Origin of the sequence: Pantoea stewartii, assembly GCF_011044475.1 — a bacterium.
Taxonomy (GTDB): Bacteria; Pseudomonadota; Gammaproteobacteria; order Enterobacterales; family Enterobacteriaceae; genus Pantoea; species Pantoea stewartii.
Map to the genome: position 1 here is coordinate 295,200 of NZ_CP049116.1, position 22,376 is coordinate 317,575.

Annotated in this window: 25 protein-coding genes; 13 read left to right on the forward strand and 12 right to left on the reverse strand. The window is 49.2% G+C overall.

What is annotated here, in order from left to right:
* Positions 1 to 4: 4 nt before the first annotated feature.
* From G5574_RS22780 to G5574_RS22825, 10 genes are all read right to left on the reverse strand, one after another.
* Entirely contained in the window at positions 5 to 229 is a 225-nt protein-coding gene (locus tag G5574_RS22780; RefSeq protein ID WP_033742579.1) for a serine kinase, read from the reverse strand.
* A gap of 75 nt (positions 230 to 304) precedes the next feature.
* Positions 305 to 904, reverse strand: coding sequence for a type III secretion system stator protein SctL (gene sctL / locus G5574_RS22785; RefSeq protein ID WP_164483369.1), 600 nt, complete (start codon positions 902 to 904; stop codon positions 305 to 307).
* A complete protein-coding gene (locus G5574_RS22790) occupies positions 898 to 1,479 on the reverse strand; it encodes a type III secretion system protein (RefSeq protein ID WP_244964700.1) in 582 nt (193 codons plus the stop codon). The genes sctL and G5574_RS22790 overlap by 7 nt, the downstream gene beginning before the upstream one ends.
* Before the next feature lies 1 nt (position 1,480).
* Positions 1,481 to 2,260, reverse strand: coding sequence for a type III secretion system inner membrane ring lipoprotein SctJ (gene sctJ, locus G5574_RS22795; RefSeq protein ID WP_033742572.1), 780 nt, complete (start codon positions 2,258 to 2,260; stop codon positions 1,481 to 1,483).
* A gap of 5 nt (positions 2,261 to 2,265) precedes the next feature.
* Positions 2,266 to 2,631, reverse strand: coding sequence for an EscI/YscI/HrpB family type III secretion system inner rod protein (locus tag G5574_RS22800; RefSeq protein WP_039339368.1), 366 nt, complete (start codon positions 2,629 to 2,631; stop codon positions 2,266 to 2,268).
* 62 nt (positions 2,632 to 2,693) lie between these two features.
* Positions 2,694 to 2,927: a type III secretion system major pilin HrpA gene (locus tag G5574_RS22805; protein WP_080752824.1), complete on the reverse strand. Its 234-nt coding sequence runs from the start codon at positions 2,925 to 2,927 to the stop codon at positions 2,694 to 2,696.
* Positions 2,928 to 3,142: 215 nt separating this feature from the next.
* Entirely contained in the window at positions 3,143 to 4,114 is a 972-nt protein-coding gene (locus G5574_RS22810; RefSeq protein ID WP_033742565.1) for a sigma 54-interacting transcriptional regulator, read from the reverse strand.
* Positions 4,115 to 4,465: 351 nt separating this feature from the next.
* Positions 4,466 to 5,107, reverse strand: a complete 642-nt coding sequence (locus tag G5574_RS22815; RefSeq protein WP_033742563.1) for a response regulator transcription factor — start codon at positions 5,105 to 5,107, stop codon at positions 4,466 to 4,468.
* A 29-nt stretch (positions 5,108 to 5,136) separates the two neighbouring features.
* Complete coding sequence (locus G5574_RS22820; protein ID WP_164483371.1) at positions 5,137 to 6,594, reverse strand: PAS domain-containing sensor histidine kinase; 1,458 nt, start codon at positions 6,592 to 6,594, stop codon at positions 5,137 to 5,139.
* Positions 6,595 to 6,737: 143 nt separating this feature from the next.
* Complete coding sequence (locus G5574_RS22825) at positions 6,738 to 7,286, reverse strand: RNA polymerase sigma factor (protein ID WP_052310157.1); 549 nt, start codon at positions 7,284 to 7,286, stop codon at positions 6,738 to 6,740.
* 275 nt (positions 7,287 to 7,561) lie between these two features.
* Between G5574_RS22825 and sctW the strand changes: the two genes are divergently transcribed.
* The 13 genes from sctW (at position 7,562) to G5574_RS22890 (ending at position 18,909) form a co-directional block, all read left to right on the forward strand.
* On the forward strand, positions 7,562 to 8,728 hold the full coding sequence (gene sctW / locus G5574_RS22830) for a type III secretion system gatekeeper subunit SctW (RefSeq protein WP_164483372.1): 1,167 nt from the start codon (positions 7,562 to 7,564) through the stop codon (positions 8,726 to 8,728).
* The gene (gene sctV, locus G5574_RS22835; RefSeq protein WP_164483373.1) at positions 8,729 to 10,882 is read left to right on the forward strand and encodes a type III secretion system export apparatus subunit SctV; all 2,154 of its coding nucleotides are present in this window, start codon (positions 8,729 to 8,731) and stop codon (positions 10,880 to 10,882) included.
* Positions 10,861 to 11,796, forward strand: a complete 936-nt coding sequence (sctD, locus tag G5574_RS22840) for a type III secretion system inner membrane ring subunit SctD (RefSeq protein ID WP_164483374.1) — start codon at positions 10,861 to 10,863, stop codon at positions 11,794 to 11,796. Before sctV ends, sctD begins: the two co-directional genes overlap by 22 nt.
* The gene (locus G5574_RS22845; protein WP_164483375.1) at positions 11,790 to 13,154 is read left to right on the forward strand and encodes a FliI/YscN family ATPase; all 1,365 of its coding nucleotides are present in this window, start codon (positions 11,790 to 11,792) and stop codon (positions 13,152 to 13,154) included. The genes sctD and G5574_RS22845 overlap by 7 nt, the downstream gene beginning before the upstream one ends.
* Positions 13,141 to 13,581, forward strand: coding sequence for a hypothetical protein (locus G5574_RS22850; protein ID WP_006121877.1), 441 nt, complete (start codon positions 13,141 to 13,143; stop codon positions 13,579 to 13,581). Before G5574_RS22845 ends, G5574_RS22850 begins: the two co-directional genes overlap by 14 nt.
* Positions 13,578 to 14,051 (forward strand): type III secretion system HrpP C-terminal domain-containing protein, encoded by a 474-nt coding sequence (locus tag G5574_RS22855; RefSeq protein ID WP_226376370.1) that lies wholly within the window; start codon positions 13,578 to 13,580, stop codon positions 14,049 to 14,051. Before G5574_RS22850 ends, G5574_RS22855 begins: the two co-directional genes overlap by 4 nt.
* The gene (locus G5574_RS22860) at positions 14,051 to 15,061 is read left to right on the forward strand and encodes a FliM/FliN family flagellar motor switch protein (RefSeq protein ID WP_164483376.1); all 1,011 of its coding nucleotides are present in this window, start codon (positions 14,051 to 14,053) and stop codon (positions 15,059 to 15,061) included. Before G5574_RS22855 ends, G5574_RS22860 begins: the two co-directional genes overlap by 1 nt.
* Positions 15,062 to 15,063: 2 nt before the next feature.
* Positions 15,064 to 15,717, forward strand: coding sequence for a type III secretion system export apparatus subunit SctR (gene sctR / locus G5574_RS22865; RefSeq protein ID WP_033742541.1), 654 nt, complete (start codon positions 15,064 to 15,066; stop codon positions 15,715 to 15,717).
* A 9-nt stretch (positions 15,718 to 15,726) separates the two neighbouring features.
* A complete protein-coding gene (sctS, locus tag G5574_RS22870; protein ID WP_033742539.1) occupies positions 15,727 to 15,987 on the forward strand; it encodes a type III secretion system export apparatus subunit SctS in 261 nt (86 codons plus the stop codon).
* A gap of 2 nt (positions 15,988 to 15,989) precedes the next feature.
* Complete coding sequence (sctT, locus tag G5574_RS22875) at positions 15,990 to 16,787, forward strand: type III secretion system export apparatus subunit SctT (RefSeq protein WP_033742534.1); 798 nt, start codon at positions 15,990 to 15,992, stop codon at positions 16,785 to 16,787.
* A 1-nt stretch (position 16,788) separates the two neighbouring features.
* Positions 16,789 to 17,871, forward strand: coding sequence for a type III secretion system export apparatus subunit SctU (gene sctU / locus G5574_RS22880; RefSeq protein ID WP_110268462.1), 1,083 nt, complete (start codon positions 16,789 to 16,791; stop codon positions 17,869 to 17,871).
* Between the two features lie 81 nt (positions 17,872 to 17,952).
* Complete coding sequence (locus tag G5574_RS22885; protein ID WP_039339383.1) at positions 17,953 to 18,378, forward strand: GNAT family N-acetyltransferase; 426 nt, start codon at positions 17,953 to 17,955, stop codon at positions 18,376 to 18,378.
* Between the two features lie 48 nt (positions 18,379 to 18,426).
* On the forward strand, positions 18,427 to 18,909 hold the full coding sequence (locus tag G5574_RS22890; protein ID WP_052310158.1) for a VirK family protein: 483 nt from the start codon (positions 18,427 to 18,429) through the stop codon (positions 18,907 to 18,909).
* Positions 18,910 to 19,826: 917 nt separating this feature from the next.
* On the opposite strand, the gene G5574_RS22895 is transcribed toward G5574_RS22890, so the two are convergent.
* Both G5574_RS22895 and G5574_RS22900 read right to left on the reverse strand, forming a co-directional pair.
* Positions 19,827 to 21,065, reverse strand: coding sequence for an ATP-grasp domain-containing protein (locus tag G5574_RS22895; RefSeq protein WP_164483377.1), 1,239 nt, complete (start codon positions 21,063 to 21,065; stop codon positions 19,827 to 19,829).
* Between the two features lie 68 nt (positions 21,066 to 21,133).
* Positions 21,134 to 22,375 (reverse strand): ATP-grasp domain-containing protein, encoded by a 1,242-nt coding sequence (locus G5574_RS22900; RefSeq protein ID WP_164483378.1) that lies wholly within the window; start codon positions 22,373 to 22,375, stop codon positions 21,134 to 21,136.
* Position 22,376 lies beyond the last annotated feature (1 nt).

Genomic DNA, 22,376 nt, shown 5'->3' on the forward strand with positions numbered 1-22,376 from the left:
CAATTTAGTTGATCTCGTTGATGAGGGCTTTGATTAAACCATGTTTGACGGTCAATTCTTGCGTGGCTGCCCAACTGGCACTGGAAAGGCCCATGCTGGCTTCAAAAAAGGCAAAACTGTCAGCTTGACTATATCCCTCACTGGCATTCATGGTGGCTTCGTCAAGCTGGTTTTTCGCACGTTCAAACTGATTGTCTAAACGCCGCTGAATCGAACTCAGTGATGACATACATACCCTCTCATTTTGGATGTTCCTGTCATTGAGTGGCAGAAAGTGCAAAACGGTTCCTTAAAAAATAGCTTTTTAAGGCGCTTGTTGTTCTACCGAACAAGGTTTTAATTGCTGCGAAGCCAGCTGCCAGTCGAGGTATAATTCACCCTGTGGTGTAACAAGTTTCAGGCTGTCTGGCGGAAGGGACTCTTCTGGCTGCAGTTGCCAGTTCAGGTGTGAATAATTTTCCAGCATTGTCGCAATGGACGCCTGTTGAGAGGGATGGCAGCACAGCGTAGCCTTATCTGTCTGCGTTTTTTCAAGCAACAATTGTCGCAGCAGTCCCTGGAGGCGCTGTGATTCAGGGACTACCGTCAGCAACTGTTCCAGGGCCTGTTCCAGTACGACGTCCATCACTGAGAGCACGTCTGACTCCCACTGCTGTTGCTGCTTTTGCCAGTGCCTGAACATCGTGTCTGCCCGCTTCCAGAACGCTTCCTCTGCACGCTGCCGAACCAACAGTGAAGAAGCTTCCGCTTCCTGTTCTGCGGCCGATATTATTTTTTCTGCTCGCTGATGGGCCTCCTGAATGATTGTCCTGGCCTGCTCCTGCACGGCGAGCTGATGCCGGGAGATCACTGGTGCGAGATCATCTTTGCCATTCACCAAATCAATATGTCTGCGTATCAACATGGGCATTCCTGCCTTGCATACCAGAGAACGGCCTGCCAGAGCGGTCGTAAGCGTTCGGGAAAGGTTTCAATGTGGTGCAGTTTTTCCATCTGATTTACACGCTCAGCATTAAATGCCAGGCGCAGGCGCTGCCAGCATTCCGGGCCAGCGCGTAGACGCAATAACCATAAGCTCTTAAGATCTGGGCAACTGGCGGGTAAGTCTGTGGCTTGAGTAAGCCAGAGTCCAGGGCGCAGTCCCTGAGCAATGCGACGACACCAACGTTGTTGTGTTGGTTCGAGCAATGCGAGTGCGCAATCCCGCCAACATACTTCTGCAGCAAGTAACATTGTCAGTTGCCGTTGCGACATCGTCAGTTCCAGCCATGCCAAAATTTCAGCATCGACCGGTGCGACTTTATTACCTAGCTTCAACTGCTGGCAGATTTGCTTGTGGTGGGTCCTTGCCAGGGCACTAAGACGCGCCTCATCCAGGTCATAAAATGCCGCATAGCGCCAACTTTTATCGGCGGTTAACCAGCTGTCGATGCACCACCACCGTAGCCACCGCAAACGCGCATCGTCTGAAAAAGACATATCACTCACCCTTTTCGTCCGACTCTGTTTTTTTACGTTGGTGATAGCGCCGCCAGTAGGGTAAGCCTACAGATGCAGCCACGGCCAACAGAATCAATGTACCAATAGTGCCACTCAACCAGGTTAACTGTGTCGCCCGCTGAGGCGTTACGGTAAAAGGGCCGAAAGAGACTTCCGATGGCTTATCCTGATACGTTCCCGCCGGGACAAAAACAATAGCCAGATCTTTTCCGGGCCGCCCAGCCAGCCCGGGTAGGCTGCTGGCTACCATTTGACGTATACGTGGTTCAATGACATCAGGATCGAGTTCAGGGCGATACTTAATAAATACCGCCGCACTGGCGGGTAAGATCGGTTCGCCCGGCGCAACGCGTTCCGGAAGCACCACATGCACCCTGGCCACAATCACGCCGTCAATTTGACTCAGTGTCGATTCTACTTCCTGCGACAGTGCGTAAATGTAGCGGGCACGTTCCTCAAGCGGCGTAGAGATAACGCCATTTTTCTGAAAAACTTCGCCCAGATTGGTGCGCGTGGGTCGTGGCAAACCTGCAGCGTCCAGAATATGCACGGCACGGTTCAGGTCTGCAGTATCCACCATTACAGTGATGCCATCTTTGTTCGTGTGTTTTTCAGCCTTGATGTGGTAACGACCCAGTTCCGCTGCGACTTCATTGGCATCGTTTTCCGTAAGACCATGATTGAGTTCTACCTGATCATTGCAACCGAACAACAGCAACACTGACATTAAAATCAATGATTTGAGAGGAAATTTAACCATGCGAATTATTGGAGATTCGTCAGTTTTTCTAGACTCTGGACACTCTTACCAATCAGTTTTGCATTGAGGAGGCTTTCAAGATAGTAAGATGATAAGGTGCGGTTAGCATCCATGACGCTTTTTGAGTCAATGCTGCGTGAGGCTTTAGCGAGAGCCCTGTCGGCCTGCTGAGATTCCTTGCTTGCCGCTTGCGTCAGATCAGTAAGTTTGTTTATCCATGAATGATTATCCGGAACATCAGCTTTCTTCACAGGCGCCTGCAACGCTGTTCTAAACCATGAAGCATCTGCAATGCTGGTGTCCGCCAGACTGACGTCATTATTTTCAGAATTCATGACCAATGAAGAGGATGTGCCGGTATTAATTTTCATTGTTCGTCCTTATCTCTGGGAAGAAACGGGCGCAGCTTTAAAGCTGACGCCCGTTTTAATAATCAGAACTGAATGGCTTTTGCCGCATTATGACCGGAGTTGATTTCTTTGGTCGCAGAGTCCATTTTTCCATCCAGAATGGAGTTCTGAGTATCCATTTTCATTTTAGCTGCCTGGGCAACCGCAGACTCTGTCATAGAATCGCTCATGGCACCTTCCAGGGTTTTTGAAGCAAAACTGGTGGCACTCGACAGTGGACCACCAAGTCCCATAAGTCCGGTAAGAAGACCGCTCATAATTTTCTCTCCAGTTAATTAGGTTTATTCTCAGAACATCACATAATGTTCATGCTTTTAGTGGTGAGTCTTTTATTGCGGTTCCCTTTAATGAGATTTTTTTAATACGCCCGGATTAATCAGGTAGTCAGCTACGCCGTCAGGCAGGTATAAAGGCAGAACAGATATTAAGCTTCTTGCCGGGCTGGAAAAACGTATCGGCAAGAAGCTGACTATCAGACAATGATGCGTTGCGTTGTCACGTTGAGTAATTTGATACGGTGATAAAGCGTGCGTAGCGGCATACCTAACTCCATGGCGGCTTCATCAATGCTGTGCCCATGGCGGACCAGGCAGTCGTGAATCAGGCTTTTTTCAATGCGACGCAGTATCTCCTTCAACTGTGGCCCTTGCCGTTCGGCGTTCCGGGGAACGTTAAGGGGGGGTAATCCCAGCGTAAAGCGTTTAGCCGCCGTTTTAAGTTCACGAATATTTCCCGGCCAGCTGTAACTAAGTAAATATTCACAAAGTTCCTGTGTAATTTCCGGCGGCGTGCATTGCATCGTTGTGGCCGCCTTAGCAATGAAGTGACGAAACAGGGGGATAATGATTTCAACCTGTGATCGCAGAGGCTGTAGCTGAATCGAGACAGTATTTAGCCGAAAATAAAGATCGCGGCGGAAAGTGCCCTGCTCAACCAGCGTCAGTAGCGGCTTCTGCGTTGCTACAATGACGCGCATATTTACCGGGATAAACCGGGTACCGCCAAGGCGCTCTATGCCACGGTTTTCGAGTACTCGCAGTAATTTGGCCTGCAGGGATAATGGCATGCTATCGATCTCGTCGAGAAACAGAATGCCGTTATTTGCTTCTTCGATGTAACCCGCTCTGGCTTGCACAGCACCGGTGTAAGCTCCGTTGTTGACGCCAAAAAGTTCACTCTCAGCCAGCGTTTCCGGAATGGCTGCACAGTTAACCGCTACCAGTCTGCCTGAGCATCCTGAAAGTCGGTGGATCTTACGTGCCAGAGTATCTTTTCCCGTTCCGGTTTCACCTTCCAGAACAAGATCGATTTCCAGCGGTGCTACAGTTTCAATGAGTGAAGCTAATGAATCGTGGATATCGACAGGTTGCTCTTTCGTGAATGAGATATGCTCTCCCAATTCCGGATGTGGTCGGAATGAGTGCTCATTATTTTCAATATTCATAAAAAGTTGCCCCTCACTTATCCCTTTCAACTGACATCATCGCAGTTAACAATATACTTAGAGCCAATAGCTGAATTACATTTAATTACAATCACTATTCTTATGTTTACGAAGTGCTTACAGGGGCATAAGAAATACCATGTCAGCACAGATAAACCATCGTCATATGCTGATATCGGGTAAGGAATTGATGGAGGATTGTAAGGATTTCCTGACTAACCCCGTGTGAAATGAAAACGGTTACATAAAATTTTTAAACATAACGTGCTGTTTAAAAAGCTTTTTTTGTAACCCGTTGAAATGATCAAGTAATAACGGTGGGTAGCATTAATTTGTAAATTAAGAGCAATCCTAAGAGATTAAATGATGACTTATCGCGTATTTAACAATGTCAGCATTGGTCTTAAACATCATTTTTTCCATCAGGCGGGCTTTATGCGTACTGACGGTTTTGTTACTGATTGCCAGAGCTTCTGCGATACTGTTAACTCCTTCTCCTCTGGCCAGCTTCAGCATAATTTGCATTTCTCGCGCAGTAAGCTGTTGATGAAGTCCTTCATTCGCACTCATGTTTTCATTAAAGACAATTTGCTCGGCGAGCATTTGGTCAATAAAACGCTGTCCGCGCGCTACGCGATGAATGGCAGCCAGCAGGGTTTCAGGATCGTTATCTTTCGTGATGTAACCCAGCGCGCCACATTTAAGTACCCGTCGTGCGATCTGTGGCTCACTGTACATCGTCAGGATAAGGATTGGCAGTTGAGGGTATAGCGAGTGAATGCGGCTGATCAGCTCTTCTCCGCACAGTCCAGGCATACACATATCTAACAGTAAAAGATCGACCTGCTCATTACGCAAACCTTCCATGACCTGTGTACCGTTTCCTGCTTCGCTCACTACCACCAGACGTTCGTCTAACGAAAAAATTTGCTTTAGTCCTTCGCGCATGATGACGTGGTCATCCACAATCATTATTCGAATCGTGTTATCCATATTGTTATCCAAATCTTTACTATTATTCGTCAGGGTATTAAAGGAATGGTCAAAGTCACACGGGTTCCATTGGCAGGCTGACTTTTGACTTCTACTTTGCCTCCGATCATGCGACCACGTTCTTTCATCCCCATAAGACCAAACGCGTTATCTTTGCTCTGATTGCAATCAAAGCCACGGCCGTTATCACTCACTGTTAACACGACCAGATGAGGCTTCCGGATAACCTCTATGAGAACCTCGTTCGCCTGGGCGTGACGAGAGATATTGGTTAAAGACTCCTGCGCGACACGAAATGCGGCTGTGACTTGCTCATCATTCAGTCTTACCTCATTTTCTGGCGCGATCAGCTGGCACTGACAACCAATATGGCGATTAATGAACTCATCGCGAAGCCACTCTAGCGCGGGCGTCAGACCCATGTTCAGCACATTTGGCCTGAGGCGGGTAGCGACATTACGCACTACCTGAATCGTTTTATCAGTAAGCCCCATCAGATGAACTATTCGCTCATGTAGCAAAGGGTTATCTTTGCTGAACTGGATGCGAAGCATCGAAATACCCATTCTCAGCGACGTAAGGTGCTGCCCCAGCTCATCGTGGATTTCACGCGCTATACGTTTTCGCTCCTCTTCACGTGATATTTCTCGCTGCCTTGTTAACAAACGCAAGCGCATATGTGAATCTTCTAACTTTTTTTCAGCGTAATGAATGGCCGTGATATCACGTCCGACCAACATAACTGAGGTCAGATTGCCATTTTGATTAAACTCCGGCACACAGCGGGTATGAATAATCATGGTTCCGCTAGTAAGTGAACTGTCCGACTCTACAAGTTCCCCTTCAGCTTCAATTTTCCTGTTTACCACTTCTTTAAGAAGGCGTTCAATGTGCCTCACACAGGGTAAATCCCCCTGAATCTCACGCAAAGTGCGTCCGCGAAGCTCTTCAAAAGATAACCGCAGGTGACGCAATGCAGCAGGATTGGCGTATTGGCATTTTAAATCGGGCGAGAATCGAACCACCATATCCGGTGAGTTCTCAACTAATACCCGAAACTCCTGTTCCCGAGCATAAGCTACCTGCTCTAGTTGCTTACGCTCTCTTATATCTTTTACCACGCACATACTGTAGCTTTTCTCTTCGTAAACAAATGGATTCGCACTAATCTCAACCGCTATCATCTCGCCCTGTAAGCTTTTGTGAAAGGTCTCAAAGGTGAATGGCCTGCCGCCATTTTGCTCTCGTACGCGTTTCCACATATCCATGACGTCATCGAAATCCCATTCGGGATCAATATCTGAAACGCGCATATTGAGCAATTCTGCATTGCTGTAGCCAAGCATTCTGCACGCTTCGTCATTGACATAAAAAAAACAGGTATCACTGTCAATCAGGTATACGGCGTCCCTTAGCATGTTCATGGCGAACTCAAGAAGTTTGATTGGCGTATCACTGCTATGTAATCGTCTGTCCAAATACTGCATCTCGCCTCCTTGAAGTAAACATTGTTAACCGGTCTGGGCGCAGATTCACAAGCTCAAGTCGTAATATTGAGAAGTGTCCTAACAGTGGATTAAACACACATCTCATTACAGACTGTTTCCGGTTTGTTTTACCCCGTTCAGCTTCAATAAAAGACTGACTGCTTTAGTGACACACGCGTCCGTGACAAACGCGAACGTACTGTGCCAACAGGGATGTTTAGACTCTTAGCAATATTCTGATAACTGCCGTCTTCCTCTACTAACATACTGAGCAGCTTACGTGTTTCTTTGGGCAGCAGGGCAATAGACTGGAGCGTAGAGCCGAGAATGCGTTGATGCTCTATGATGTGGCTAGGATCATCCTCCTGATTCAGAACAACATCCTCTTCTAATTCATCATAGTGGGGACGGGAAGACTGCGAACGGAAATGATTACGAATAAGGTTCAGGGCAATACCGAATACCCACGTCTCGGGTCGCGAGGCCCCCGCAAACTTATCACGGTTACGAATGACTTCCAGCCAGGTCATTTGAACTAGATCTTCCGCATCTTCTCGATGCGCAACACGCTTTCGAATGAAGTTATAAACGCGGCGTCCATGTTCACGAAAAATTTTCTCCCAATCAATATTATGTGGGGATGGAGGGTTAACGTGTAATGACTCAGTAGGGTGCAGGTTCATTTCTGACATAATACGCTCCGTATCTTAATCCATTTTGCCGTTTGGCTTAATGGCGATAGCAAAGTCTGTGCCAGCGATTTTATTTTGTTAAGCATTTGAAATTTAACGATTTAAATTTCATTTCCCTTCATTTTTTCGCAACTTTTTGCCGTAAGCTCCAGCTAAATCTGCAACTCATTGCAATCTTCTGTAATTAACTCTGTTGCCTGGGAAAATTTATTGGGAACCGGAGCATAAAACACGCCACATATCTGCATCAGCTTCCCTGTATGAGGTTCGCCAGGATGAAAATTGCTCCCGCTGTGCCCGGCGTTCAATCGGCGCATTTGTCTCCCAATACCGTGGTTGAAGAGGCATCGGTACCCGTTGTGAGTTCAGCGTCTTCGGTAAGCGGCGCATCATCAAGAGTGCCCGCCTCACCGCTTGAAGACGCTATGGAAGAGGTCTCAATGACGTTTGCTGAACATGTAGAGCGTAAAAACAAAGCGCTTAACCAGCGAAAAGTCGTCGCGCAACCGGGTAGCAAATCAACTCAACATATTGAACGTATTGAAAAACTCTACGAGTTAATGAAGTTGCTTGAGCACCCACAGCATGCTCAGCTGGAAACGCAGAATCAAAAAATGCAGACGTTGCTCCAGCGATCGCCTGCGCCTGACTTAGATGCTCTGCTGGATGTCGCTGGAAAGGATCCAGCCCTTTGTGACGTTTTGTTAAGACATACGATGATAAAGGGGCAGCAGACACAGAATACGTTGATAGTGGAGCGATCGCGGCACAGCATCGAACAACTGCATGAAAAGAAGGGAGCTGAAGTCAACGCAGGTTTAAATACTGCGCACGCCATTGCCAGCTTCAGTACCGATCCGCTGCAGAAGCAAGCGTTGCGTCACCTTTACTATGAGACGATTGTTCATCTGCAATCGGGTAATGCAATGCTGGATGCGCTGCTCAACCGTTTCGGCAGCGTTAATTTCATCCAGGGTCTGCGTACCCTACAGCGAGCACTTTCAGATGATATAGCAGCGCGTAGCTCTTCCATACCGAAACGCGCGCTACAAAAAATCATGGTTAGCCTGCAGGACGCCAGTCATATCAGCCAGACGCTTACAGCAAGCAAAGTTTTAATTTCGCGACTGACCAGTAAGTTGCCTGGTGTCGGCATTACTCCCCTGGATCTCACCCGTCGTTTGCTTAACCTGAGTGGCAATGGTGCCTATTTGCGTGATTTACAAAACTTAACGCGCGATGTAGCCGGCCAGCATCCTCAACATCAGGTTTTGTTTCTCAGTGGATTGGTTCCCCTACTCAGCCATTTGCCTATGGGAGTGTGGCGTGAGGACAGAAATAAAAACCGCCACCTGGCGTTAAATCTGTTACGCACAATGATCGGTGAATATGCAGCTGCTGAGCCGCGTGCGGAGCTCAAACAATCCAGGACGGCAGGGTAAATGAGTTCGTTGTTTGTCTGGTTAAATCGTCTCGCCATTAGTGCGATGCAACGCTCGGAAGTCGTAGGTGCCACGATCGTCATGTCGATCGTGTTCATGATGATAATTCCTCTGCCAACCAGTCTGATTGATGTGCTGATCGCACTCAATATATGCATATCTTCTCTACTTATTGTTTTGGCAATGTATCTGCCAAAACCACTGGCTTTCTCGACGTTTCCTTCAGTACTGCTCTTAACAACGATGTTTCGTCTGGCGCTGTCCATCTCAACGACGCGTCAAATCCTGTTGCAACAGGATGCAGGACACATTGTTGAAGCGTTCGGAAATTTTGTAGTGGGCGGCAATCTGGCAGTAGGTCTGGTGATCTTTTTGATTCTGACCGTAGTGAATTTTCTGGTGATAACCAAGGGTTCAGAGCGCGTGGCAGAAGTGGCTGCGCGCTTCACGCTGGATGCGATGCCGGGTAAGCAGATGTCAATTGACAGCGACCTCCGCGCAGGACTCATAGAAGCCCATCAGGCACGTCAGCGACGAGAGAATCTGGCTAAAGAGAGTCAGCTATTCGGCGCGATGGACGGCGCAATGAAGTTTGTAAAAGGTGACGCCATAGCAGGCCTGGTCATTGTCTTTATCAACATGCTTGGCGGATTCGCCATTGGTGTTCTGCAAAATGGTATGGACGCCAGTGCAGCAATTCATATCTATTCTGTATTGACCATTGGTGATGGTTTGATCGCACAGATCCCCGCGCTTCTCATTTCACTGACAGCCGGGATGATTATTACCCGGGTTTCCGCTGATGGTCAGCAAGTCGATGCCAACATTGGCCGGGAAATCGCCGAACAGTTAACAAGCCAGCCTAAGGCCTGGATTATGTCTGCCGCAGGCATGCTCGGCTTTGCGCTGTTGCCCGGTATGCCCACCGCCGTCTTCATCATCATCAGTTTACTCGCCCTGGGCAGCGGTCTTTTTCAGTTATGGCGCAGTAAACATAACAGAATACGACAGGAGGCCGACCAGCTCCATTTGCAGCAGCTGGCACCAGAAGAAAATGGCTACCAGGATCTCAGGCGTTTCAACCCAACTCGCGCTTTTCTGCTGCAGTTTAGCCAGGTTCATCAGGGTGGTGAGGCTGCCACAACGCTGATACGGGAAATACGTCGTCTTCGTAATCGCCTGGTATACCGTTTTGGCTTCACGCTTCCCGGTTTCGATATCGAGTTTTCGCCCAGGCTGGCTGAGGATGAGTTTCGCTTCTGTGTTTATGAAATTCCTCTGGTGACTGCAACCTTTGGCATTCCATTCGTGGCTGTCAGGAAAAGTGATGTGGATGCCTCGCACGGTGAGGACCATGATGAAGCTGATATTCAACTCAAGCCGGGTATTGCAGACCGGAACGAAGCTCACTATTGCTGGCTGTCACCTGACCACCCACTCCTGCAAAAGGCCGAAATGCGCTACTGGGCAGCCGGGCAGCTCATTATGCTGCGCATGGAGCAGGCTATTCACCAGAGCTGCGCGCAGTTTATTGGTCTGCAGGAGAGTAAATCCATTCTTACCTGGCTGGAAAGCGAACAACCCGAGCTGGCTCAAGAATTGCAACGTATTATGCCGCTTTCCCGCTTTGCGTCCGTATTACAGCGACTGGCCTCCGAGCGTATTTCGCTGCGCTCAGTTCGCACTATTGCGGAAACACTTGTTGAACATGGACAACATGAACGAGACAGTGCGGCGCTCACCGATCTTGTCCGTATTGCATTGAAAGAGCATATCTGCCACCAGTATCTGCAACCGAATGGGCTAAATGTCTGGTTACTGACTCCAGAAACCGAAGAGCTCCTCCGTGATTCTTTACGTCAGGCACAGAATGAAACCTTTTTCTCGCTGGCGCAGGATTACGGCATCAGTTTACTGCATCAAATGCGCGATGCCTTCCCTCCTTATGAAACGCCACAGGCGTTAATTCTTGTCGCCCAGGATTTACGGAGCCCTCTTCGCGCGCTGCTGAAAGATGAGTTCCATGCGGTGCCGGTTATCTCCTTTGCCGAATTGACCAGTAATGTTGCCATCAATGTGTTGGGGCGGATCGATTTACAGCTATCACCGCCTACGCTGCAGGAAGATGAATCATGCATGAATTACGCGTACTGACAGGCTTGCACCGCGGTGCTGCATTGCCGCTAAGTGGCGATAAATGGTGGATTGGTGCTGATGAACATGCCGATTTGGCCCTTTATGATCCGGGAATAAAGGATCGCCACTGTCAGCTGGTAAAAACCCCGCAGGGATGGGAAGTCAAAGCCTCTGACGGGCCAGTGAAAGATAACGAAGGGCAGCGCTGCGAAGCGCTGAGTAATCTGCAACCTGGCACAGCTTTTGCCGTCGGGCATATCTGGTTGAGCATCGTTGACGCAGCGACGCCCTGGCCGGAGGATGAGGCTGAACTGCTGCATGACGCGGAGTCAGCCCACGATAGTGAACCACCTTTGGTTGAGGCTTCAGCCGCAGTTCAACCCGTCTCAGAACACCTTTCGGCGAAGAAGAGCCCATTGCCATTTTGGGCGAAACTGTCTTACATGGGCCTGACGTTGCTGCTGGTTATGATGTTAGGAACCTGGATGCTGAATACCAGCATTGCCTCGCCCTCCGCACCACCTGCTCCAGGTAAACCCTCGCTAACGAGCGTATCCCGGACGCGCCAGATTATTGCCAGCATGTTGCTCGACCGCGGGCTTAATAAACACGTTTCTCTCACTTCAGATAATCAAAGCGTAACCCTGTCAGGCGGAGTCACCGATGAAGAAAATCAGCGCTTACAACGCATGCTGAAAACGCTTTATCGCCATTATGACGTACGGTTACCGATTCATAACCATGTGGGTGCCGCTAGCGTTAAGCTGCCGTTCAATATTGTGCAAATTACCAGCGGTGCTCACGCCAACATCGTCACTGACAGTGGTCAGCGTATATTTATAGGCGATGAAGTAGACCAGTTACGTCTGGTGGCAATTAACAGCGACAGCATTGAGTTTGCAGGGCGCGAAAATATCCGGGTGAAATGGTAATGGATACCTTAAGCCAGGATTTGAAACAGTGGTCGCTGAATCACCAACAGCGGCTTGCCCGTTATAAGCCCATCAGACGTTATGGAAGAGTCACCGGCATCAATGGGATTCTTATCGAATGCAGCCTGCCGGGCGCACGTATTGGTGATTTGTGCCTCATCCAGCGCAGTGAGGGTGACGCTGTGTTGTCCGAGATTGTAGGTTTTAGTGCAGAACACATTTTGCTTTCTGCACTCGGCGCTTTAGACGGCATATCTCAGGGTGCCCTTATCACACCCCTTTATCTCCCTCACAGCATCTGCGTGAGTGAACGGCTTATGGGGAGTGTACTCGATGGTTTTGGGCGCGCACTGGAACCTGGCGGCTACAGCGCCTTCGCTGAGCCGGGCCTTCAGTGCACTACCGTACCCGTCCTGAATGATGCACCTCCTCCTACAGAGCGACCGCGAATTGATACCGTTTTGCCAACCGGACTGCGGGCGATTGATGGTCTTTTGACGATAGGCAAGGGCCAGCGTGTTGGCGTTTTCGCCGGAGCGGGTTGTGGTAAAACGACGCTGCTGGCAGAACTGGCAAGAAATTCACCCTGTGATGTTATCGTCTTTGGTTTGATTGGCGAACGTGGTCGAGAGTTGCGCGAATTTCTCGATCATGAGCTGGACGATACCCTACGTAAACGTACCATTTTGCTATGCGCCACTTCAGACCGAAGCAGTATGGAGCGCGCCAGGGCCGCGTTTACAGCCACTGCCATTGCCGAGGCGTTTCGTGCTGAGGGCAAAAGCGTGCTGCTCATCATCGACTCTTTAACCCGCTTTGCCCGTGCCCAACGTGAAATAGGTCTCGCCTTAGGCGAACCGCCGGGACGTGGCGGGTTGCCGCCTTCTGTATATACGCTTCTGCCGCGCTTAGTAGAACGCGCCGGACAGACCCGGAAGGGAGCGATCACCGCGCTGTATTCGGTCTTGATCGAACAGGACTCTATGGGCGATCCGGTAGCCGATGAAGTTCGTTCACTGATTGATGGACACATTGTGCTCAGTCGCCGTCTGGCCGAGCGTAACCATTACCCTGCTATCGACATTCTGGCCAGCCTGAGCCGGACCATGAGTAACGTGGTAGATCAGGTTCACCTCAAGCAGGCGGGGAATATCCGTAGCCTCATAGCCGCCTACAAGCAGGTAGAAGTGCTGATTCGGTTAGGGGAATATCAACCCGGTCACGACATCCTGACGGATGCTGCCGTTAATGCGAACGACACCATCAACCATTTTCTGCGCCAGACAATGCGCACTCCTGAGCCTTTTGAACACATCCTCTCTCAACTTAATGAGGTCAGTGCCCATGCGCCAGAATGAAGACGATGAACTTGCTCAGGAAAACCCATTTGAAAGCCTACAAATGGCCCTGGAGACATTGATTCCCCTACGCCGCCAGCGTTTCATACGTGCTCAGCGCGTACAACGACAGCTGCAAAATAATCTGATTGAGGCTGAGTCACAGCAACACGTTGAAGAACAGCACCTTCAGCAAGCTCAGTTGCACTATCAACGACAACGTGAAGGCTTGCGTAAGCAATCGTGCCGGCAAACGCTCACGGCACAGGTTAACGCAGAGCGTACGGCTCTGGAGACCATGTGTCGGCAGCAGCAGAGCTGTCAGCAGTCAGAGCAACGCTGTCAACAGGTGGCTCATGAACTGACGCAAGCGTCTCAACACACGCGCGAACGGCAAAAAGATCTCGAAAAACTGGAATATTTAGCTGAACACCTGGAGGATGCATGAGAGAGCCATCGGGTTATCCTGACCGGTTACCGTCCCATAAACCTCAGCATCGGCTTGATGAGCGCGCAAGTAAGTCCACATCCGCGTCTTTCTTGCGCAAGCACGAGAGCAAAGAATCGCTGGCCACATTAGGTTCACTGTTTTTGGCCAGCACAACTTCGTACGAGCCCGTTAAGGATCAGCCGCCGGATGCATCGCCCTCGCCGGACTGGGACAGCCTTCATCAGGCGTTACTTGAACACATCGCTGACCATGCAAACGAAGACTGTGCTTTTACCCTTATGCTGCCTGAAGCAGGCGAAGTTGACGTCAGGCTCGCCCGTTGCCAGCCGGCCGGATGGGATATTGCGCTGCGCTTTTCGCCTCGCGTCTGGGATCACTGGCAGCGTCGTGAAAGACAGTGTCGCCGCCAGTTGAGTCAGTCTTTTGGTGCACCTGTCAGTCTCAGAATTGAACAGGGTAGCCTCTGATGGGCAAGATAACGCGACGACATTTCCCACTGGTGAGCCGGGCCAGTATGCAGTCACAGAATCAACTGGCGTGCAAATATTCATTTCCTTTCACGTTAGGTGATGAAGTCGGAGCACTGTCTCTTTTGCCTGGACACCTATCCTCTCCGATCGCCCTGACTCACTGGTCTTGTGCACTGGGAAACTTTTCCCTGGGTGACGGCATACCGCTGCTTAATATGTTGTCGCTGTCACCTTTTACCGATCAGGATGTGCAGTCGCCTGCCTGTGAGTGGGAATTGATATTATTTAACCAATACCTCAGCCCAGAACTGGCGAACCTGTTTGGTGAAATAAAACGCTGCGACAGAGCTGAAAATGATGTGTTAAGCACGAGGCTTATTGTCAGGCTCGGAGAGCGTCGTGTGGAAGGCAGACTTTATCTCAGCCATACGAGCCTGGCACACTGGCTCAGGCAACCCGGTTGGCAACCTCAACGATATACGCTGCCAGACACGCTGACTTACGTCAGGCCGTTAGTGCTTGGCCGCATCACTCTGCATACCTCACAGCTACATGCGCTTCAGGAAGGCGATGTGCTTGTTCCCCCCGTTAACTATTTTAGCCCGGATGGAAAAGGCTGCGTCAACATTGCTGGATATGAACTGGTGGGGACACTGCAGTTGCCTCATCACTTTGTGATTACTCATCTGGAGAGAACCGCTTTGAACCCCTATGAAACTGAAGGCTCTGACGCTGTTTCCAAACGGGAACATCTTGCATCGGATGATCATTTCTCGTTAGCCATGCTGCCATTGTCGCTGGAAGTCCGATGTGGCCGGACACGCCTTACTTTAGGAGAACTGCAACACCTCCAGCCAGGCAGCGTGTTGACGCTCGATAACATGACGCCTGGCGAAGCTGATTTATATTACGGCGAGACATTAATCGCTCAGGGTGAACTTGTGGATGTGGAAGGGCAACTTGGATTACAGCTCACCCGTCTCCTGCTGACATTACAGCAGGTATGAGTATGAGTACTGAACAATTCGATCCCATGACCTTTGCTCTTTTTCTGGGCGCGCTGTCACTCATACCTATCCTGATGATCGTCTGTACCTGCTTTTTAAAAATCTCTATGGTGCTGTTGATCACACGTAATGCTATTGGGGTCCAGCAGGTTCCACCCAACATGGCCCTTTACGGTATTGCACTGGCGGCAACGCTGTTTGTTATGGCTCCTGTTTTTAATCAGATGCAGCAGCAGTTCAGTCAGGCGCCCGCAGATTTCTCGAATGTGGACAACCTGAGAACCAGCATCACCAATGGCGTAACACCGTTACAGAAATTTATGACGCATAACACCGATCCCGACATTTTGATTCACTTGCAGGAAAACAGTGTCAGGATGTGGCCGAAGTCCATGTCAGAAAATATCAGTAAAGACAACCTGTTACTTGTCATACCGGCTTTCGTTTTGTCGGAATTACAAGCTGGATTCAAGATTGGTTTCTTAATCTATATCCCGTTTATTGTTATCGACCTCATTGTTTCAAATGTTTTACTGGCGCTGGGGATGCAGATGGTGGCTCCGATGACACTTTCCCTGCCCTTAAAAATGTTGCTCTTTGTGCTTATCAATGGCTGGACACGCCTGCTGGATGGCCTGTTTTATAGTTATCTTTGAGGTGCAAGCATGGAAATAATGAATCTCTTTAAACAGGCGATGTTACTTGTGGTTCTGCTTTCTGCTCCGCCATTGCTGGTTGCCGTCATTGTTGGCGTGTTGGTTTCTCTGCTTCAGGCCGTCATGCAACTTCAGGACCAGACCCTGCCGTTCGCGATCAAACTCGTAGCGGTAGGCATTGCACTGGCATTGAGTGGTCGCTGGATTGGAGTTGAGTTGCTGGAGCTGGCCCAGCAGGCTATGGCCATGATTCCTCAAACTGGCGCTTAATCATGGCGAACACTGTCATCCACGTACTCTATGAATATCTTTTCGCCCTGGCGCTGAGTGCCGCACGTTTATATCCCTGTCTGATCCTGGTGCCGGTATTTTCTTTCAATATCCTTAAAGGGATTGTACGTAGCGGGGTGGTATTAGCGCTGGCAATCGTCCCGACTTTGGGTTTACAGGCACAACTGGCATTACAAATGCCAGGCTGGCCGCAACTTATTGCGCTGATCCTTAAAGAGGGGGTGATTGGAATTCTGCTGGGATTGGTGATCAGCATGCCCTTCTGGTTATTTCAGTCAGTCGGTGCGCTGTTCGATAACCAGCGTGGCGCCCTCATTGGGGGACAATTGAATCCGGCACTCGGTAGTGACGTAACACCGCTGGGTCTTCTGCTTCAACAGACACTCATACTGTTTCTCATTCTTACCACCGGATTGAGTGGCGTCACTCAGATTATTTGGGACAGCTATTCTGTCTGGCCGGTAATGCAGTGGTTGCCATTTCCGAATCATAATGGATTTGAGCAATATCTGGCTCTGCTGACTGACACGTTCAGTCATATTATTATTTATGCTGGTCCGCTGGTGGCACTACTACTCATGATGGATTTCAGTATTGCGATTCTCAGTCTGTATAGCCCTCAGCTACAGGCTTTTGTTCTGTCGGTTCCCGCAAAATGCCTCCTCGGTCTGCTGTTTTTTGTACTTTATATCCCAACGTTAAGCACGCTGGGAGAGGAACGACTTTACCTGCTACGCGATCTCAGCAAACTGATAAAAGGCTTATTGGGGGGACAGTGACATGTCTGAAAAAACGGAAAAACCTACGGCGAAAAAACTTCAGGATGCGCGCCGTAAAGGCCAGGTTCCCCAAAGCCAGGACGTTCCGAAGCTTCTCATTTGTGCAGGCGTGGTTGAAACCGTAATGGCGCTGGATGATGTTGGCATGCAGAAGCTTCAGGCTCTTATGATGTTGCCGCTTATGCGCCTGAACCAGCCTTTTGAGCAGGTTCTCAGCGAGCTTGCTGGTAGTGCTTTGCTTATTGTTTCAACATTTTTTGGTATTACTGTGGCAGTGGCTGCGTTACTTCGTATTATCGGCGGTTGGATACAATATGGGCCTTTGTTTGCAACAGAAGCCCTCAAGCCTGATTTTAATCGCCTGAATCCCGTGAATCAGTTCAGGCAGATGTTTTCTGTGAAGAAACTCACCGACATGCTTAGTAGCGTGCTAAAAGCTGCGGCAATATGCACTATTTTTATTTTAGTGCTGAGTACCGATCTTGAGTCTCTTTCCCGTCTTGCTTATGGTGACCTGAACAGCTTTTGGCCTGCGGTGGAGGTTCTGCTCACCCGCGTTTCACGCCAGACACTGTTCACCTTATTGATAATGACCCTCCTGGACTTTGGCCTGCAGAAGTATTATTTCCTTAAGCAACAGCGTATGAGTCATCAGGACATACGTGATGAACATAAGCAGTCCGAAGGTGACCCTCATATGAAAGGACATCGTCATGCTGTTGCACAAGAGTTGCTGAACGCGCCTGTACAGGCTGTGAAGCGAGAGCCGCTTGAAAAGGCTGACCTGCTTCTGGTCAACCCTACCCATTATGCTGTTGCGCTCTACTATCGTCCTGAGTTAACGCCGTTACCACGTATCATATGCAAAGGCGAGGACAGTGATGCTAAAACGCTGATTGTCCGGGCACAACAGGCTAAAATTCCCGTGATTCGCTTCATTTGGCTGGCCAGAACGCTTTATCAATCCCAGGAGGGGCAACTCATCCCCAGGCATACTTTGCAGGCCGTCGCGAGAGTTTATCGTGTGTTGCGTGAACTGGATGACCCGTCTGACGAGGATGTGATCGAACTGGAGCCAGAATAATGGAACTTAATGCCACATCTCGCCACTTACACGTTTTAATGCTGAGGTAGAGCAGATTGCTGTTAACAAGGAACAGGGTACGTGAAGATGATAATAACAGCTACTCCTCATCCTGACGATGTGGCTGAAATACATAAGAAATTGATGGCGTTTAATTCCCGGTATGTTGATCCTGATGAAAAAAAAGACATTGCTCTTTTCATTAATGATGATGATGGCAACAAAGTGGCTGGCTTAGTCGCTATTACATGGGGTAACTGGATGCATATACACTTTCTGTGGGTCGACGAATCACGTCGAAAAACAGGGCTTGGCGCGAGGATGCTGCACGCTGCAGAACAGGAAGCATTAGCACGTGGTTGTAAAGGCGTTTTCGTTGATACATTCAGTTTTCAGGCGCGTGAATTCTATGAGAAACAAGGCTACCTGTTGCAAATGACGATCGAGCAAATTCCCCATCATCATCGCCAGCACTTTTTAATTAAACAGTTAGAATGTGCGGTTTAATTATTACTCAGTGATGTTATAAAATGTTTTTAATAATGGAGAAAGAAAATGTTGCTCTCTAAGCAATCTGCTTCATCAGACAGAAAGTACAGACTGTATGCCAGTAAATTCGCCATGTTGGCTACTTTTTTATGCATCTTTTCCCAGTCTGCTTTTGCCAGTACGCTCAATACGGTTTCTGAGATTAACCAGGCGTTAATGAAAGGAAAAGACATTAATTTATCTATCGATTTAACGCAGTGTTTCGATCGGGAAAACAATATCAAAGGTACCATGAGAGGCGGTATGAAGATTACGTCATACCTGATCAGACCTGACGGTTCTCTGGCTTTCTCAGATATGCACCAAACGGTTAATAATAAAGATAAACCGCAAGTCCAGTTTTTGCGCTACCGTTCAAAGGATGAAAACACCATAGGATTCTCCATGCGGACGTTTACTTTGCCAGACTGGAAGCCCTACGGCAATCCTGCTCAATACGAGTGTGCCATTAATAAAGGGATCGTGTTCTATTCTCACGATCAGGACTAACGGTTCTTCGGCTTAACTGCCCTACTGGTATTTATTTGCGGGTTTTTATTTCCTTGCAATTAAACAATCAGAAATAAATAACGGGTTTTACAGAGTAATATGAGCTAACGGGGCCTGCACTATAAGGTGGAGTCTACACATTTAGCGGCGGGCCCCCCTCTCCCCCTGTCAGTCATCAATTCTTTTATTCCCGAGCTTTATTGTCAGAATTCACGTAGTGCTGTCCCTGGACTGTACAACTCGTAACAGCCTGCCCGGACAGAGAAGGTACCGTCGCTTCCGGCGACAGTGAGGCCTTTTCTGAACATATATGATGCTCAGCGTGACGCAGATGTGCGCCGCCTGGGCGAATGCGCATGGCTCCACCAGATCAACGCAGATCACGAGTTTAGCAACGTCCGCTGCTGGCACAAAACGGACATTTTAATCTGAATTAACCCCTGCAGTGAGAGCCGTATTCATAATGCCGCTTCAGCGGCATGAAGGTGCCAGATGACGCGCAGAACTGAACGGCGCCGTACGCCCGGCGTAGCCGGTTACAGACGCATAAATCGTAGCCTACCCTACCGTTCCCTGAACAGCCCTGCGAGCCTTTGGCATGCCAACATCATTGTCATCAGTAAAACCCGCGCACTGTCCAGAGATACGGTACCCAGTTTTCTGGCCATCCGTTCACGAAGCAGACAGGCCGCGTGATCGAATACCAGTACTTCTTCGACCTCCAGCTGCTCGGGTGGATAATCTGTCCGCAGTTCATGCTAAGCCTGCTGAAGAAGCTCCTGACTGGTTCCGTATGCCAGCTGTTCGCCGCTGGACTGCCGTGTTTTTTGGGGGGTTTTTCGTTTGCGGGATTTCTTTATTTTTACCATGATGCTTAGCCAATAGTGAAGAACATGGCATCCCTGCACAATAAAGACTCAATCGGGGCTTACCGTAACGGAGTAATCAGCAACGATAAGTTTCAGATCCCGCGCCACGCTTTCCCGGTCACCACAGAAGACAAACGAGCCAAGACAATCCTTATGACAGAAGAACGCCCCTGACGCCACCTCGCCCAATTTGGGAAGCTGCTGCATCTTCAGCGTTGGCAGCCTGTCCACGGAAGGAACAGTCAGCCGGGAAACATAAAGTGTCTCTTTGGCAAGGTGCTTTTTAGGAAAGGTCATATATCCCCACGCCTCGCCCTGGGGTGCAAAATGGCGTCCCACTTCCAGCCCCAATTGCGTAGCCAGATGTGTGAAACGCAAATCTACTCCCCAGGCAATAGCGATCATTTCTACCGTCGCTGCCCCGCCGGGCCGGTATGCAATCTCAAGTAATTCTACCCCCTGCCCGTCATCACCAAATGCTTCAATATGATAAACGCCATCCGGACCGCCAAAAGCCGCTAACACCTTCTCAGTGAAAGGCCGCCAGATGTGCCGCAAATCGCGCTCCTCCACCGAAAAAAATCCCAGTGGATGCTCATCGAGGTAATCGATAGGTTTACCAATATATTTTCCCGCCGAGAGTAGCGCGAGCCGTCCTTCCAGCATTATCGCATCAAGCTGATAAACCGGCTGGGGATTGTAGCTCTCAAAAAAATATTGCTGCTCATCCATATCGCGATAGTCATCACCTTCGGTCGGCGTGATTGCACTGAGTTGCCCGGCATCAGTGATAATTTTCACCCCAACGGAGCCTGCCAGCGAGCGAGGTTTCATCACCAGCGGAAAACTCACATCGCCACGTTTAATCGCCTGCGGGCTGATTTCCCGTGCGGTGAGGATGCCTGCGCGACAGGCAATCTCTTTCATCTTCTTTTTATCGCGAAATCGGGCCGCCATATCAAAGGTTAGTCCCGGCAGTTGCCAGCGATGGTTGGCCCAGGCCGCAATCCATACGGCGAACTCATCATTGGGAATCACCCGCGTGACTGAAAATGACTGTGCAATCTGGCTGAACACATCTTCCACATCGTGATGGCGGGCAAAATCCCTGACGATAAAGACATCCTCGCGATGCAAATCATCTGCCGCCTGGTTTTTCAAATCTTCAAGAAGATAGATAAACCGCCACGGCCGGTTGGGATACGCTGTCTTGATGTCAGTGACCACCTCGCCGACATCCAGTTCTGATGAAACGATCAGGATGGTCTGCATCTCTTTTTTACTCATTCTTTGTCACCTTGTCCTGACTGTAAGCGCGGTTTTTGTTCACAGCCGTTAAGTGACCATTCTCAATATTAAGGCTGATACTCCGGCGCAACCTGTACCAGATAATGTGCATTCAGATAATTCACATCTCTTGAAACCTGCTCGCGATCGCCACAAAATACAAAGGATCCCAGTGAGTCTTTGTAGCAATAGAACTCTCCTGAGGCGATATCTCCGGCAACGGGAACCTTATGCGACTTAAGCGTTGCCATATGCTGTAATGGCGGCAGGTGGACACGGGTGACATACAGTGTCTGAGTAGCAAGATGTTTCTTTGGAAAGGTCATATAGCCAAAGGCTTCTTCCCTGCGCTGAACGAGAAGACCAACATTAAGTCCCAGTTGCGCAGCCAGATGAATATGTTTCAGATTCAGCCCGTACACCATCTCGACCATTTCCACGATTGCCGCACCGCCGGGACGCCAGGCAATTTCGAGTAATTCCACGCCCGCACCGGAATCAGCAAAAGCTTCGATGTGGTAAACCCCATCCGGCGCGTCGAAAGCAGCAAGAACTTTTTCGGTAAAAGGTTGCCAGACATCCTCAACAGTATGATCACAGACTGACAACACACCGACAGGCTTTTCCTGCAAAAAGTTAATCGGCTTACCTAAATATTCACCGACGGAAATAAACGAGAGACGACCATTAATCACTACACAATCAATATGATAAATTGTGTTTGGATTATATTGCTCAATAAAGTATTGCCGCTCATCCATATCGCGGTATTCCGGCGACCAGTCAATATCTATATTGGCAAGCTGCTTTGCATCAGAGACGATTTTTATGCCCATTGAGCCTGCCAGCGAACGTGGTTTTACTATCACCGGAAAGGCAACATCTCCATTTTCGATATCCTGAAGAGTTATTTCCCGCGCGGTGGCAATGCCAGCCTGCTGCGCCAGCTCTTTCATGCGTTTTTTATCGCGAAATTTCCTTGCTTCCGCGCAGGTTATTCCGGTTAATTGCCAGAAATCATTGGCAAAGGCAGCCACGTAAACCGCAAACTCATCGCAGGATATGACCAGCGAGACATCATATTGCTGATCGATCTTATGCAATACCGCCTTAATATCCTCCAACGCGGCGAAGTCACGCACAATAAAATTTTCAGGCCGCTCCTTTTCACAGGTGGCCACACCAAGATAATCCTCTATGAGATAGATAAAATGATGTGTTTTAAGCCCGTGCATGGCCTTGACGGCCTCAACCGTTTTCGCCGCATCCAGCTCGGAGGAGACAATCAATACTGTCTGAGTGGGTTGCATT